A 14,135-nucleotide genomic window follows, 5' to 3' on the forward strand; every position below is an offset into this window, starting at 1 on the left:
CAGCGTGGCGACACACTATCGATTCACTATGACCGCCGCTAGGTCGACGAGCGAAACGACCCGCCCGTGAAACGAAGGACGTCGGTCGGCGGCCGACGACGTCCTCGAAGAGGACGGGCTTTAGAATTGCTCGCATCATGACCACCCCCGTCTCCACTCCGACGCTCATCGCGCCCTCCGTCGCCGCTCACGGCGAAGCCGGAGCGCGCACCTACGAAGTCCGCACGTTCGGATGCCAGATGAACGTGCACGACTCGGAGCGCCTCAGCGGGTCGCTCGAGAGCGCCGGCTACGTGCGCGCCGAGGCGGGCACGGAAGCCGACGTCGTCGTCATCAACACCTGCGCCGTGCGCGACAACGCCGCGGGCAAGCTCTACGGAACGCTGGGCCACCTGAAGTCCCGCAAGGACGCGCACGCCGGCATGCAGATCGCGGTCGGCGGCTGCCTGGCCCAGATGGACAAGGATGCCGTCCAGCAGAAGGCGCCGTGGGTCGACGTCGTGTTCGGCACCCACAACATGGGCTCTCTCCCCGGCATGCTCGAGCGAGCCCGCCATAACGGCGAGGCGGAGCTGGAGATCCTCGAGTCGCTCGAGATCTTCCCCTCGACCCTGCCCACCAAGCGCGACTCGGTGCACAGCGGGTGGGTCTCGATCTCGGTCGGCTGCAACAACACGTGCACCTTCTGCATCGTTCCGAGCCTGCGCGGCAAGGAGAAGGACCGCCGACCCGGCGACATCCTGAACGAGATCCGCCTGCTCGTCGACGACGGCGCGATCGAGGTCACCCTGCTCGGGCAGAACGTCAACTCCTACGGCGTCGAGTTCGGTGACCGCCTGGCTTTCGGCAAGCTCCTGCGCGCCGCGGGCGAGATCGACGGCCTCGAGCGCATCCGCTTCACCAGCCCCCACCCGGCCGCCTTCACCGACGACGTCATCGCCGCGATGGCGGAGACCCCCGCTGTCATGCCGCAGCTGCACATGCCGTTGCAGTCGGGCTCCGATCGCATCCTCAAGGCGATGCGTCGCTCGTACCGCAGCGAGAAGTTCCTCGGCATCCTGGACCGGGTGCGGGATCGGATCCCGCACGCGGCGATCACGACCGACATCATCGTGGGCTTCCCGGGCGAGACCGAGGAGGACTTCCAGGAGACCCTCCGCGTGGTCGAGGCGTCGCGGTTCTCCAGCGCCTTCACGTTCCAGTACTCGATCCGCGAAGGCACGCCCGCGGCCACCATGGCCGACCAGGTCCCCAAGGCCGTCGTGCAGGAGCGGTTCGAGCGTCTCGTCGCGCTGCAGGACCGGATCTCGGCGGAGGAGAACCGCAAGCAGCTGGGCCGCACGCTCGAGGTGCTCGTGTCGGCGGGCGAGGGCAAGAAGGATGCCGAGACTCACCGTCTCACCGGGCGCGCCGAAGACAACCGCCTCGTGCACTTCGAGCTGCCCGCGGGCTCGCCCGTGCCGCGCCCGGGCGATGTCGTGTCGGTCACGGTGACCCACGCGGCGCCGTTCCACCTGCTCGCCGACGCCGTCGACGGCGCACCGCTGCGCATCCGCCGCACGCGCGCCGGCGACGCGTGGGACCGTTCGCAGGCCGAGTCGTGCGGCGTTCCGACGCCCGCCGGCGAGGCCGGCGCACCCCGCGCGGTGTCGCTCGGCCTCCCCACCCTGCGCGTCGGCGTGTGACGGGCCCAACCCTCTGGGCCGTCGTCGGGGCCACGGGGACGGGGAAGACGGTTCTCTCGCTCGACCTCGCGGAGGCCCTCGCCGCCGAGGGGCGGCCGGCGGAGATCGTCAACGCCGACGCCATGCAGCTGTACCGCGGGATGGACATCGGCACCGCCAAGATCCCGGTCGCCGAGCGGCGCGGCATCCCGCACCACCTCTTCGACGCGCTCGCGGTCACCGATGAGGCCGCAGTCGCCTGGTATCAGGATGCCGCCCGCGCGGCGATCTCCGCGATCCACGCCCGGGGCGCGGATGCGATCCTGGTGGGCGGGTCGGGGCTGTACGTGTCGAGCGTGCTGTGGGACTTCCGCTTCCCCCCGCGCGACGAAGCGCTGCGTGCGCGGCTCGAGGTGGAGCTGGAACGCGAGGGTGCCGGGGCGCTGTTCGCCCGGCTCCGCGCGGCCGACCCCGCCGCGGCCGCGAACATCGACGCCCGCAACGGCCGGCGTGTCGTCCGCGCGCTCGAGGTGCTGGAACAGGGCAGCGAGACGCACGGCGGCGCGCTTCCCGAGGCGCCGGTGCGGTGGCATCCCTCCACGCGCATCGTCGCGACGGGCATCGAGCGCGAGCAGCTCGTCACGATGCTCGACGCGCGCGTCGAGGTGATGTGGGCAGCGGGTCTCGTGGACGAGGTCGACACGTTGCGGCGCGAGGGTCTCGAGCGCGGCGTGACCGCGTCACGCGCGATCGGCTACGCCCAGGCGCTCGCTCAGCTGCGCGGCGACATCACGCGCGAGGAGGCGGTGGCCCAGACGCAGGCGTTGACGCGCCGGTACGCCCGCCGTCAGGTGTCGTGGTTCCGCCGTTACACCGACGCGCACCGGGTGGACGCCCGGACGACGGATGCCGCGCAGATCGTGCGCGCGGCGGAGGAAGGAGCAGCTCCGTGACCTTTGCCATCCGCGCATTCGCGCCATCCGACGAGGACTCCGTCGTCGCGCTGTGGGAGGAGGCGGGGCTGACGCGGCCGTGGAACGATCCGCGCGCCGACATCCGCCGCAAGATCACGGTGCAGCCGGAGCTCTTCCTCGTCGCCGTCGAGGACGGGTCGGTCGTCGGCAGCGTCATGGCCGGGTACGACGGCCACCGCGGGTGGCTCTACTACCTTGCGGCGGCGGCGTCGCACCGCGGGCGGGGCGTGGGGCGGGCGCTCGTGGCCGAGGCCGAGCGTCTCCTGGAGGCGATGGGGTGTCCGAAGGTGCAGCTCATGGTGCGCCCCGACAACACCGGCGCCCGCGGGTTCTACGACGCGCTCGGGTACGAGCCGTTCACCACATGGACGACGGGTCGGCGGCTGATCGTCGACGGCCCCGGCGGGCCGGCTTGAGCCGACGGGAGCGCCTCACCTTCCCGATGGCCCGCGGCTGTACCGCCTCACCCTCACGATGACGCGGCTGCACCGCCCGGGCTGCCGCCACCGCGCGGATGACGCCGCGGCGGGAGGCGCGACCGCTCTGGCACCATCCGTAGACTGAGGCCATGTCCTCTCTCGCGTTCACCAAGGGTCACGGCACCGGCAACGATTTCGTCGTGGTGGCCGATCCCGACGGCGAACTCGACCTCTCCGACGCCCAGGTGGCGGCCCTCTGCGACCGCCACTTCGGCATCGGCGCCGACGGACTGCTGCGCGTCGTCCGCTCGGCCGCGATCGGCGAGGGGGCCGAGGCCGCGGCATCCGGTGCCGAGTGGTTCATGGACTACCGCAACGCCGACGGGTCGAAGGCGGAGATGTGCGGCAACGGCACGCGCGTGTTCGCGCGGTACCTCACCGACACGGGCCTCGCCGCGATCGACGGGGGCCTGCGCATCGGCACCCGGGCGGGTGTGAAGACCCTCACCCGCAGCGAACGCGGATTCGAGGTCGACCTCGGCGCTTTCACCGTGGATGCCGACGAGACCCTCGTCCGCGCCAAGGGCCTGCCGGTCGCGCGACCCGGCGTCGGCATCGACGTCGGCAACCCGCACGTCGTGGTCGCGCTGTCGTCGGATGCCGAGCTCGAGGGGCTCGACCTCGCGTTCCAGCCCGTGCTCGACCCCGCGCCGCGACACGGTGCCAACGTCGAGTTCGTCGTTCCGGCCGATCCGCTCGTGCGCGACGGCGTCGGGGCGATCCGTCTGCGCGTGTTCGAGCGCGGCGTCGGCGAGACGCTCAGCTGCGGCACGGGCGTGGCCGCAGCGGCCCTCGCCGTGCGGCACTGGGCCGGCGCCGCCGCTCCCGACCACTGGGTCGTCGACACCCCGGGCGGAACGCTCGGCGTCCGCGTGGCCGACGGCCGGGTCTTCCTGTCGGGTCCCGCGTCGCTCGTCTTCACCGGCGAGGTCGCTCTCGCCTGAGTCCGCGACACGGTCGACGCTCGGGGCCGGGGTGTGCCCGCGGCATCCGGGACAGCGTCCGCGATGGACGGACGGCGCTGGCTTCAGCGGATGACGTCGATGAGCTCGCTCGGCGGAGATCCGTGGCGACGCACGCGGAGCACGCGGTATCCGCGGCCGGTGGCGGCGCGCTGCACGCCGTAACCGTCGGGGAAGGTCGCGGCGAGCCAGCGCTGCAGGGAGTCGGAGCCGAGGTTGCGCTGCACCACGAACCAGCCGTCGCTGCGCTCCTGCAGGCGCGGGATCCAGTGCTGCAGCATTGCGTGCAGCTCGTTCTTCCCGACGCGGATGGGCGGGTTGGACCGGATGGTCCGGAAGGTCACGTCGTCGGGAACATCCTCGGGACGAACCGCGTTGACGTTATCGAGGCCGAGCGATCCGGCATTGCGCCTCACGAGATCGAGAGCACGCTCGTTGACGTCGACCGCCCACACGGTCGCGTGCGGTGACGCGAGCGCCAGCGACAGCGAGATCGGACCCCACCCGCACCCCAGGTCGAGGAAGTTCCCACCGGCGGGCGGGGGAGGCGTGTTGGCGAAGAGCACCGACGTCCCGGCATCCACGTGATCGGGGCTGAAGACGCCGCCTGCCGTGACCACCTCGAGTTCGCGACCGGCAAGCGTCACGCGGATGCGGCGGAGCTGCTCGGGACTCGACGGCGACGCGCTGAAGTAGTGCTCGCTCCCCATCAGCACAGGATATCCGACCGGGGCTTGCGCCGCCGGGCCGGATAAAGTGCCAGAACATCAGTACCACCGCGGACGGCGTCCGCGACGAAAGGAACACATGACCGAACAGACCACACCCCCGAGCACCGACGCGTCCGCCGTGGATCCGGTCGACCGTGTGCTCGCGCGCGCCGATGCGCACCGCGGGGTCCGGGTCTTCGGTGCCGCACAGGCCCTCCAAGACAACACCACCGCGTACGGCGGCGACAGCGACGGCGATCAGTGGGACCGCGAGGAACGCGCGGCGCTGCGCCGTGTCGTCGGCTTGTCGACCGAGCTCGAGGACGTCACCGAGGTCGAGTACCGCCAGTTGCGCCTCGAGAACGTCGTGCTCGTCGGCGTCCACCCCCAGGGTGAGCAGACGGATGCCGAGAACTCGCTGCGCGAGCTGTCGGCGCTCGCCGAGACGGCCGGTGCGGTCGTGCTCGACGGCGTCCTGCAACGCCGCCCGCACCCGGACCCGGCGACGTACGTCGGCCGGGGCAAGGCCGCCGAGCTGCGCGACATCGTCGCCGCCGTCGGCGCTGACACGGTGATCGCCGACACCGAACTCGCGCCCAGCCAGCGGCGTGCGCTCGAAGACGTCGTGAAGGTGAAGGTGATCGACCGCACCACGGTGATCCTCGACATCTTCAGCCAGCACGCCAAGAGCCGAGAGGGCAAGGCGCAGGTCGAACTCGCCCAGCTCGAGTACCTCCTGCCGCGTCTGCGCGGATGGGGTGACTCGATGTCGCGTCAGGCCGGTGGACAGGTCGGAGCGGGCGGCGCGGGCATGGGCTCGCGTGGCCCCGGTGAGACGAAGATCGAGCTCGATCGCCGTCGCATCCGCACCCGCATGGCGCAGCTGCGCAAGCAGTTGCGCGACTTCGCGCCCGCGCGCGAGGCCAAGCGCGCCGAGCGCAAGCGGCACACGATCCCGTCCGTCGCGATCGCCGGGTACACCAACGCCGGCAAATCGAGCCTGCTCAACCGCCTCACCAGTGCCGGCGTTCTGGTCGAGAACGCCCTGTTCGCGACCCTGGATGCCACCGTGCGCCGCTCCGAGACATCCGACGGCCGCGTGTACACGCTGACCGACACCGTGGGGTTCGTGCGAAATCTGCCGCACCAGCTCGTGGAGGCGTTCCGCTCCACGCTCGAGGAGGTCGGCGACGCCGACGTCATCCTGCACGTCGTGGACGCGTCGCATCCCGACCCCGCCGCGCAGCTCATGACGGTGCGCGATGTGATGGGCGACGTCGACGCGAACTTCGGTCAGGAGATCGTCGTCTTCAACAAGGCCGATCTCGTGAGCGAGGACGACCGGCTCGTGCTGCGGGGTCTCGCCCCGAACGCGAAATTCGTCTCGTCGCGCACGGGCGAGGGCATCGACGAGTTGCGAGCCGCGATCGAGGATGCGCTGCCCCTGCCGGCGGTCGAGGTGCAGGCGGTCGTTCCCTACGACCGCGGCGACCTCGTGTCCGCCGTGCACGAGAGCGGGCTCATCGTCGCGCAGGAGCACCGCGAGAGTGGCACCTTCCTGCACGCCCACGTCGGGGCTCGCCTGGCCGCCGAACTGGCGGCGTTCGAGGCCTGAGCTTCAGCCGCACCACGGGCCCTCGCGCTTCGGCGCGGGGGCCCGTTTCGCTGTCGGTCGGGGCTGGACGCTCCGCCGCGTGCGGGGTGACGCCGCGTCGCGTGCGAAGGGGAGCGGCGCTCCGCTGCGTGCGGGGTGACCCGCCGCCGTGCGCGAAGGGAAGCGGCGCCCGCAGCGTCCGCTGCGACTCCGTCCGAGGGGCAGGCGCGTGCGCAGGGCGGGGGCGGACGGGGCAGTGCGCGGGACGGGCGCGTGCGCACCGCGGGAGGCAGGCGCATGCGCTCCGCGGAGTCGGGCGCGTGCGCACCGGGGGCGCGTCCGCGTGCGCTCCCACGTCTTCGGCGGGGCAGTCGACCGCGCCGAAGACGATACCCGTGACCTCAGTCGAGCTCGAGCGCCGGGACGCCCGGGGTCTCGAAACCGAACACGGCACCGAGGAACCCGAGCTCGCGCTCGAGCGAGTCAATCACCGTCTCCGACCGGCGGAAACCGTGGCCCTCACCCTCGTACAGGACGTACGCGTGCGGGACGCCGTGCGCCGTCAGGGCGTCGCGGATGGCCTCGGCCTGCGACGGAGGCACCACGCGGTCTTCCGCGCCCTGCAGGATCAGCAGCGGCACGCGGAAGAGTTCGGGACGCCCCAGGGGTGAGCGCTCGACGTATACCGACTCGGCCTCGGGCAGGGGTCCGATGAGTCCGTCGAGGTAGCGCGCCTCGAAGTCGTGGGTGTCTTCGGCCAGTGCCCGCGCGTCTCCGACGCCGTACCGCGAGATCCCGGCGGCGAAGACCTCGGTGCGGGTCACCGCGGCCAGCACCGTCCAGCCCCCGGCGGAGCCGCCCGCGATGGCGAGGCGCTCCGGGTCGGCGAGGCCGGCGTCGGCGAGGGCGGATGCCGCAGCGGCGACGTCGTCGACGTCGACCACGCCCCATTGGCCCTTGAGGCGGTCGCGGTAGGCCCGGCCGTAGCCGGTGGAGCCGCCGTAGTTGACATCGAGCACGCCGATGCCGCGACTGGTGAAGAAGGCCGTCTTGGCCGACGGGGCGGGTCCCACGTGGGAGGTCGGCCCTCCGTGCACGAGGACGACGTACGGCGGGCGCTCGCCGGCGGCAGGTGAGACCTCGGGGTTGGTGGGGGCGTAGGCGAACGCGTGCACCGGGCCGTGGGGCCCATCGGTCGTGAGGGCGCGGGCGGCCGGCATCCACTCGTCGCCCCACGCGCCGGCGCCGCCTGTCACGAGGTCGACCCGTCCGGAATCGAGGTCGACCAGCCAGAGGCCGGAGCGTCCCCCCGCGTCGGAACCCGAGACGAGCGCGCGTGATCCGCCGACGTCGTCGATCGCGGCTCCGGCGACGACGGGGACGTCGATTGGTCGCACGCCGCTGGGGGCGATCTCGACGATCTCGTCGGCGCCGTTCGTGCGGACGGCGACGACGCGGCCGTCGTCGGCGGCTCCGAACCACCGGGTGCCGAGCACCCAGAGGCCACCGCCGGTGTCGGCGTGGGCGGGTGCGAGCGGCTGCGCGTCGCCGTCGAGCAGACGGTGGAAGAGGTTCCACCGGCCGTCCGGGTCGTCGGCGTAGAGGAGCTCGTCGTCGGCGATCCACACCGGCTGCAGGGGCGCCCGGCGGTCGCCGCCGGCGATGTCGCGAACCGACCCGGTTTCGAGATCGGCGACGCGGAGGACCGTGGCATCCCACGGCATGTCGGGGTGGTTCCATGCGACCCAGGCCAGGCGGCGTCCGTCGGGGGAGAGGGCGGGTTGCGCGAGGAAGTCGCTCCCCTCGGCGAGCACGTCGACGTCACCGTCGAGGGGGATGCGCACGATCGCGCGGTGGGGCACGCGCGACGTGCCGTGGGTCTCGCGGATCGCGAGCAGCACACCGTGCTCCCACCGGAGGCCGCCGTGGCGCACCGCCTCATCGGCCGGGGTGAGCGCGCGCGCGATTCCGCCCGGGCGCAGGGCGTACACGCGCTGGTCGGTCTTCTCGACGTAGTAGAGCTCGCCGTCGTCGGACGCGGTCCACGCGCCTCCGCCGTACTCGTGCACGGCCGAGCGGGCGTTCGCGGGAGCGGGAAGGACCGTCTCGACCGAACCGTCGACGCGGCGCCGCTTGACCGCGACGCGTCCGGCCTCGTGTGGGATGGACTCGCCCCACCACACCTCGTCTCCCACGAGACGGGCTCCGTCGACGCGCGGCGACGCCTGCGCAACGGACTCGGGCGTGATCGGCGAGGGCCAGGAACCGTAGGGGAGGGTGTCAGCCATGACTCCAGCCTAGGCAGGGCCTCCGACATCCGCCCGGCCTTCGTCGTCGTGACAGGTCGGCTCAGGAAAGAAGCCGGATGCCACCTCGCGATGCGCAGCCGGCCTCGGGTCGCAGCGGGTCAGACCGCGCGCAGAACCGCGACGACGCGGCCCAGCACGACGGCCTCGTCGCCCAGGATCGGCTCGAACGCGCTGTTGCGCGGCAGCAGCCAGGTGTGGCCGTCGCGGCGGCGGAACGTCTTCACGGTCGCCTCACCGTCGAGCATGGCGGCGACGATCTCGCCGTTCTCCGCCGTCGCCTGCGCGCGGATGACGACCCAGTCGCCGTCGCAGATCGCCGCATCGATCATCGAGTCGCCCGACACGTTGAGCATGAAGAGCTCGCCCTTGCCCACCAGCTGGCGGGGGAGGGGGAAGATCTCCTCCACCTGCTGATCGGCGGTGATCGGCACGCCGGCGGCGATACGGCCCACGAGGGGGACGAGAGCCGCGTCGCCCAGCGCGGGGGCGGTGTCGGCGGGGTTCTCGGCGGCGGCGCCGGGAAGGTCGATGAGCACCTCCATCGCGCGCGTCTTGCCGGGGTCACGTCGCAGGTAGCCGCTGAGCTCCAGCTGGTTGAGCTGGTGGGTCACGCTCGACAGCGACTTGAGGCCGACCGCGTCGCCGATCTCGCGCATGCTCGGCGGGTAGCCGTGGCGGGCGATCGACCGCTGGATGACCTCGAGGATCGCGAGCTGCTTGTCGCTGAGGTTCTTGCGGCGCCGCGTCTGCGGACGTTCGCGGCCGGCGGCGGTCGTCGCGTCGGTCATCTGTGCTCCCCTCGCGCCGCGTGGAGGGCGGCGGAAATTCGAATGTCGGAGGTTGGTGATGAGGTCTCCGTGTCGAAACCGTATCCGGTGAACGAGCCGAAAGACATGGAGCGTCGCGCGTGTCGCGTTCGATTCGTCTCCGACATCGGCGGTCTTGACACATCGAAAGTATCGAAGATAGATTCGGAATACAGATTCGCACTCCCGCCCTCCCGGCCGAGGGTGGAGTGCGAATCTCTCCCCACCGAGGAGCACATCATGAGCAGCATCGCCATCACCGCCCCGACTACACGCCTGCGCATCACCGCGCGCGGCCGCCGCGTCGTCGCGTTCCTTGTCGCCCTCCCCCTCGCGGTCGCGCTGGGGCTCGCCGTCGTCGGCGGGGGAGCCGCGCTCGCGTCGAACGAGGCGGGAGCACCTGCCGGGTCGTTCACCGAGATCACGGTGATGAGCGGACAGACGCTCTGGTCGATCGCCGAAGAGCTCGCGCCCGCGGCCGACCCGCGTGACGTGATCGCGCAGATCACGCGCCTCAACGCCCTGTCGGGCGGGTCCGTCACGGCGGGCCAGCGCATCGCCATCCCCAGTGAATACGCCCCGACGAACTGACCGGCCCGACGAGTCCGACAGCCGAGGTCCCGTGGTTCGTGACCGCGGGCGCGCGTGAGCCGCTCATGTCGCCGCCGCCTACGATGGGTGAGGTGAACGTACGCCTCGACGACCTCCCGCTTCGCGACGATCTCCGGGGCATGACGCCCTACGGAGCTCCGCAGGCCGCCCTGCCGGTGGCGCTGAACGTGAACGAGAACACGCATCCCGTGCCGGCCGAGGTCGCCGACGACATCTTGGATGCCGTGGCCCGGGCGCTGCGCGACGTCAACCGGTACCCCGACCGGGAGTTCACCACGCTCCGCGAGGCCTTCGCGCAGTACCTGGGTCACGGTCTGAACCCCGACCAGATCTGGGCCGCGAACGGCTCGAACGAGGTTCTGCAGCACATCCTCCAGGCCTTCGGAGGGCCCGGGCGGGCCGCGATGGGCTTCGCCCCCACCTACTCGATGTACCCCATCCTCACCCGCGCCACGGGGGCGCGATGGATCGCGGGAGAGCGGGAGCACGACTTCACCCTCTCCGCGGAGTCCGCAGCGGACCAGGTCCGCGAGCAGCGACCCGACATCGTCTTCCTCTGCGCCCCGAACAACCCGACGGGAACACCGCTGCGCCTCGATGTCGTCGAGGCCGTCTACGACGCCTTCGACGGCGTCGTCATCGTCGACGAGGCCTACGAGGAGTTCGCCCCGCGCGACGAGCCCTCGGCGGTCTCGCTCCTTCCCGGTCGCCCGCGTCTGGTCGTCTCGCGCACGATGAGCAAGGCCTTCGCCTTCGCGGGAGCGCGCGTGGGCTACCTCGCCGCGGACCCGGCTTTCGTCGACGCCCTGCGCCTGGTGCGACTGCCCTACCACCTGAGCGCGCTCACCCAGGCCGCGGCCACGGCGGCCCTCGGGCATGCCGACACCATGCTCGCGATGGTCGACGAGATCGTCGCGCAGCGCGACCGCATCTCGGCGACCGTCTCTGCGCTGGGGTATACGGCGCACGAGTCCTGGACGAACTTCGTCCTCTTCGGTGGGGTCGACGACCCCGCCGCCACGTGGAAGGCGCTCTATGACCGCGGCGTGCTGATCCGCGACGTCGGCATCCCGCACCACCTCCGCGTCTCGGCCGGAACGGCCGACGAGACCACCGCGTTCCTCGACGCCCTCGCCTCGATAGGATCCCGAGCATGACCGGCCCCGCCACCTCCCGCACCGCCTCGATCACCCGCGAGACGAGCGAGTCGCGCGTCGAGCTCGAGCTCGACCTCGACGGTCGCGGCGTCAGTGACATCTCCACGAGCGTGCCGTTCTTCGACCACATGCTCACGGCGTTCGCGAAGCACTCCCTGACCGACCTGCGGGTGCGTGCGACCGGCGACACCCACATCGACGCCCACCACACGGTGGAGGACACCTCCATCGTGCTCGGTCAGGCCATCCGTCAGGCGCTCGGCGACAAGTCGGGCATCGCGCGGTACGGTGACGCGCTCGTCCCCCTCGACGAGGCGCTGGCCCAGGCGGTCGTCGACATCAGCGGACGTCCGTACCTCGTCCACACGGGGGAGCCCGCCGGGTTCGAGCACCACCTCATCGGTGGACACTTCACCGGCTCGCTCGTGCGCCACTCCTTCGAGGCCATCTCCATCCACGCGGGCCTCACCGTCCACGTGCGCGTGGTCGGGGGACGCGACCCGCACCACATCGCCGAGGCCGAATACAAGGCGCTCGCGCGCGCCTTCCGCCAGGCGAAGGCCCTCGACCCGCTCGTCGACGGCATTCCGAGCACGAAGGGCGCGCTGTGACGGCCAAGCCCGTCGTCGCCGTCCTCGACTACGGCTCGGGCAACGTCCACTCCGCGGTCAAGGCGCTGGTCGAGGCCGGAGCCGACGCCAGGCTGACGTCCGACCGGTCGTTGCTGATGGACGCCGACGGTCTCCTCGTGCCCGGTGTCGGAGCGTTCAGCGCCGTCATGGGCGCCCTGAACGCGAGCCGCGGCGGCGAGATCATCGACCGTCGTCTGGCGGGCGGGCGCCCCGTCCTCGGCATCTGCGTGGGGATGCAGGTCATGTTCGACCGCGGCATCGAGCGCGGCACCGACACCCCCGGCCTGGGGGAGTGGCCCGGGACCGTCGACGAGCTCGCCGCTCCCGTGCTGCCGCACATGGGCTGGAACACCGTCACCGCGGGTGAGGGGTCGCGGCTGTTCGAGGGCATCGAGGACGAGCGCTTCTACTTCGTGCACTCCTACGCCGCGCAGGACTGGTCGCTCGAGGTGACGCCGCCCTTCCCGCAACCCGCAGTCACCTGGTGCACCTACGGGGCGCCCTTCATCGCGGCCGTGGAGAACGGCCCTCTGGCGGCGACGCAGTTCCACCCCGAGAAGTCGGGCGAAGCCGGCATCCGGCTGCTCGCCAATTGGATCGACGGGCTGCGCACGACTACTGTGTGACCTCGTGCCCGGGCTGGCGAGAGGCGCCTGCCGGCACGAGGAGCCATGAACGATTTCGCGTCCACGCCCGAGCTTGTCCTTCTTCCCGCGGTCGACGTGGCAGACGGCAAGGCCGTCCGCCTGACCCAGGGAGAGGCCGGCACCGAGACCAGCTACGGCGACCCCGTCGACGCCGCCGCCGACTTCGCGCGTCAGGGCGCGCAGTGGATCCACCTCGTCGACCTGGATGCCGCCTTCGGGCGAGGCAGCAACGCGCACGTGATGCGCAAGGTCATCAAGCAGGTCAAGGGCGTGCAGGTCGAGCTGTCGGGCGGCATCCGCGACGACCGTTCGCTCGAGGCAGCCCTCGAGAGCGGCGCGAGCCGCATCAACCTCGGCACCGCCGCCCTGGAGAACCCCGAGTGGGCCGCCGACGTCATCAACCGTTACGGCGAGGCGATCGCGGTCGGGCTCGACGTGCGTGGAACGACCCTCGCCGCCCGCGGCTGGACTCGCGACGGCGGCGACCTCTGGACCGTCCTCGAGCGCCTGGAGGACGCCGGCTGCAGCCGCTACGTCGTCACCGACGTGACGAAGGACGGCACGCTGCGCGGCCCCAACATCGAGCTCCTCCGCGAGATGACCCAGCGCACCCCCAAGCCGATCGTTGCCTCCGGCGGCGTGTCGAGCCTCGACGACATCGCCGCCCTGCGCGAGCTCGTGCCGCTCGGCGTCGAGGGCGCGATCGTCGGCAAGGCCCTGTACGCGGGGCAGTTCACCCTCGCTGAGGCGCTGGATGTCGCCGGACACTGACGGTCCCCCCGCGGGCGGTCCCCACGACCACGCGCACCGCGCCGACTCGGCGGGCGTCCCCTGGGAGGGGCGCCGGTTCGAATCGAACCCCCACTCCGGCGACGACGGATCCGCCGATCCGGCCCTCCTCGCCGCCCTGGTGGCCTTCCGCTCGGGCGACGGCGACGCGCGCGCCGTCATCGACGCGTATCGCGAGGCCCGACTGCTGATCCCTCTGGTCGCCGAGAAGGGTGACCACGGCATCGGCGCGCACGGCCTCGAAGTCGACAAGACGCAGGAGCTGTCGATCGTCACGGTGGCCGCCCCCGACGGCCGCAAGGTCCTGCCCGTGTTCACCTCGGTGAGAGCCCTTCAGGCCTGGGATGCCGCGGCCCGCCCCGTGCCCGCCGACGGTCGCCGCACGGCGCTGGCCGCCGCGTCGGAGGACACCGAGCTCATCGTCATTGATCCCGCGTCGGAGACGGAGTTCGTCGTCCGTCGTCCCGCCGTCTGGGCGATCGCGCAGGGGGAGACCTGGGAGCCCGCCCACACCTCACCCGCGATCTTCACCGGTCTGCAGGAGAGCATCTCCGGCGAACTCGCGGTGCTCGACCTCGCCGTCGAGTCCGGCGACCCCACCGGGCGTCTCCGCGGCCCCGAGCTCGTGGTGCACCTGCAGCTCATGTCCGGGTTGGAGCAGGAGGAGCTGGATGCCGTGCTCGCCCGCATCGCGCGCCGGTGGTCGGCCGACGACCGCATCGCGGTGCTGGTCGACTCGCTCACGGTGAAGCTGCACCGCAGCAAGGACGTCTGACCCGCACGGCGGGCGTGGCGCGATC

The 14,135-nt window shown here is 71.7% G+C and carries 14 protein-coding genes; 11 read left to right on the forward strand and 3 right to left on the reverse strand.

All coding sequences use genetic code 11. The features are described 5' to 3' along the window. The first annotated feature begins 137 nt into the window (after positions 1-137). The 4 genes from miaB (at position 138) to dapF (ending at position 4,061) form a co-directional block, all read left to right on the forward strand. On the forward strand, positions 138-1,685 hold the full coding sequence (gene miaB, locus B0B15_RS07790; protein WP_076674748.1) for a tRNA (N6-isopentenyl adenosine(37)-C2)-methylthiotransferase MiaB: 1,548 nt from the start codon (positions 138-140) through the stop codon (positions 1,683-1,685). Next, the gene (gene miaA, locus B0B15_RS07795) at positions 1,682-2,617 is read left to right on the forward strand and encodes a tRNA (adenosine(37)-N6)-dimethylallyltransferase MiaA (RefSeq protein WP_076674750.1); all 936 of its coding nucleotides are present in this window, start codon (positions 1,682-1,684) and stop codon (positions 2,615-2,617) included. The genes miaB and miaA overlap by 4 nt, the downstream gene beginning before the upstream one ends. Continuing rightward, positions 2,614-3,054, forward strand: coding sequence for a GNAT family acetyltransferase (locus B0B15_RS07800; protein ID WP_076674751.1), 441 nt, complete (start codon positions 2,614-2,616; stop codon positions 3,052-3,054). Before miaA ends, B0B15_RS07800 begins: the two co-directional genes overlap by 4 nt. Before the next feature lie 152 nt (positions 3,055-3,206). Continuing rightward, the gene (dapF, locus tag B0B15_RS07805) at positions 3,207-4,061 is read left to right on the forward strand and encodes a diaminopimelate epimerase (protein WP_076674753.1); all 855 of its coding nucleotides are present in this window, start codon (positions 3,207-3,209) and stop codon (positions 4,059-4,061) included. Positions 4,062-4,144: 83 nt separating this feature from the next. Here the strand turns inward: dapF and B0B15_RS07810 are convergent, their stop codons facing one another. Further along, complete coding sequence (locus B0B15_RS07810) at positions 4,145-4,789, reverse strand: class I SAM-dependent methyltransferase (protein WP_076675285.1); 645 nt, start codon at positions 4,787-4,789, stop codon at positions 4,145-4,147. A gap of 97 nt (positions 4,790-4,886) precedes the next feature. On the opposite strand from B0B15_RS07810, the gene hflX reads away from it, so the two are divergent. Next, entirely contained in the window at positions 4,887-6,404 is a 1,518-nt protein-coding gene (gene hflX / locus B0B15_RS07815; RefSeq protein WP_076674755.1) for a GTPase HflX, read from the forward strand. A gap of 380 nt (positions 6,405-6,784) precedes the next feature. Here the strand turns inward: hflX and B0B15_RS07820 are convergent, their stop codons facing one another. Next, on the reverse strand, positions 6,785-8,671 hold the full coding sequence (locus B0B15_RS07820) for a S9 family peptidase (RefSeq protein ID WP_076674756.1): 1,887 nt from the start codon (positions 8,669-8,671) through the stop codon (positions 6,785-6,787). Positions 8,672-8,790: 119 nt separating this feature from the next. Beyond that, the gene (lexA, locus tag B0B15_RS07825; protein WP_076674758.1) at positions 8,791-9,480 is read right to left on the reverse strand and encodes a transcriptional repressor LexA; all 690 of its coding nucleotides are present in this window, start codon (positions 9,478-9,480) and stop codon (positions 8,791-8,793) included. A 258-nt stretch (positions 9,481-9,738) separates the two neighbouring features. On the opposite strand from lexA, the gene B0B15_RS07830 reads away from it, so the two are divergent. From B0B15_RS07830 to B0B15_RS07855, 6 genes are all read left to right on the forward strand, one after another. Then, positions 9,739-10,089, forward strand: a complete 351-nt coding sequence (locus B0B15_RS07830; RefSeq protein ID WP_076674760.1) for a LysM peptidoglycan-binding domain-containing protein — start codon at positions 9,739-9,741, stop codon at positions 10,087-10,089. Positions 10,090-10,172: 83 nt separating this feature from the next. Next, a complete protein-coding gene (locus B0B15_RS07835) occupies positions 10,173-11,267 on the forward strand; it encodes a histidinol-phosphate transaminase (protein WP_176776609.1) in 1,095 nt (364 codons plus the stop codon). Then, positions 11,264-11,878, forward strand: coding sequence for an imidazoleglycerol-phosphate dehydratase HisB (hisB, locus tag B0B15_RS07840; RefSeq protein WP_076674763.1), 615 nt, complete (start codon positions 11,264-11,266; stop codon positions 11,876-11,878). Before B0B15_RS07835 ends, hisB begins: the two co-directional genes overlap by 4 nt. Further along, positions 11,875-12,525: an imidazole glycerol phosphate synthase subunit HisH gene (gene hisH, locus B0B15_RS07845; protein ID WP_076674765.1), complete on the forward strand. Its 651-nt coding sequence runs from the start codon at positions 11,875-11,877 to the stop codon at positions 12,523-12,525. The genes hisB and hisH overlap by 4 nt, the downstream gene beginning before the upstream one ends. A 45-nt stretch (positions 12,526-12,570) precedes the next feature. Then, positions 12,571-13,317 (forward strand): bifunctional 1-(5-phosphoribosyl)-5-((5-phosphoribosylamino)methylideneamino)imidazole-4-carboxamide isomerase/phosphoribosylanthranilate isomerase PriA, encoded by a 747-nt coding sequence (priA, locus tag B0B15_RS07850; protein WP_076674766.1) that lies wholly within the window; start codon positions 12,571-12,573, stop codon positions 13,315-13,317. Continuing rightward, entirely contained in the window at positions 13,301-14,110 is an 810-nt protein-coding gene (locus tag B0B15_RS07855) for an SseB family protein (protein ID WP_076674768.1), read from the forward strand. Before priA ends, B0B15_RS07855 begins: the two co-directional genes overlap by 17 nt. Positions 14,111-14,135: the final 25 nt, after the last annotated feature.

Source organism: Microbacterium sp. RU1D (genome assembly GCF_900156435.1).
GTDB lineage: Bacteria > Actinomycetota > Actinomycetes > Actinomycetales > Microbacteriaceae > Microbacterium.

What these genes read in the sequence shown, in the direction of transcription:
- B0B15_RS07830 (WP_076674760.1), top strand. Translation starts at nt 9,739, where the DNA reads ATGAGCAGCATCGCCATCACCGCCCCGACTACACGCCTGCGCATCACC.
- dapF (WP_076674753.1), top strand. Translation starts at nt 3,207, where the DNA reads ATGTCCTCTCTCGCGTTCACCAAGGGTCACGGCACCGGCAACGATTTC.
- hflX (WP_076674755.1), top strand. Translation starts at nt 4,887, where the DNA reads ATGACCGAACAGACCACACCCCCGAGCACCGACGCGTCCGCCGTGGAT.
- B0B15_RS07820 (WP_076674756.1), bottom strand. Translation starts at nt 8,671, where the DNA reads ATGGCTGACACCCTCCCCTACGGTTCCTGGCCCTCGCCGATCACGCCC.
- miaB (WP_076674748.1), top strand. Translation starts at nt 138, where the DNA reads ATGACCACCCCCGTCTCCACTCCGACGCTCATCGCGCCCTCCGTCGCC.
- hisB (WP_076674763.1), top strand. Translation starts at nt 11,264, where the DNA reads ATGACCGGCCCCGCCACCTCCCGCACCGCCTCGATCACCCGCGAGACG.
- B0B15_RS07810 (WP_076675285.1), bottom strand. Translation starts at nt 4,789, where the DNA reads ATGGGGAGCGAGCACTACTTCAGCGCGTCGCCGTCGAGTCCCGAGCAG.
- lexA (WP_076674758.1), bottom strand. Translation starts at nt 9,480, where the DNA reads ATGACCGACGCGACGACCGCCGCCGGCCGCGAACGTCCGCAGACGCGG.
- B0B15_RS07835 (WP_176776609.1), top strand. Translation starts at nt 10,173, where the DNA reads ATGGGTGAGGTGAACGTACGCCTCGACGACCTCCCGCTTCGCGACGAT.
- priA (WP_076674766.1), top strand. Translation starts at nt 12,571, where the DNA reads ATGAACGATTTCGCGTCCACGCCCGAGCTTGTCCTTCTTCCCGCGGTC.
- B0B15_RS07855 (WP_076674768.1), top strand. Translation starts at nt 13,301, where the DNA reads ATGTCGCCGGACACTGACGGTCCCCCCGCGGGCGGTCCCCACGACCAC.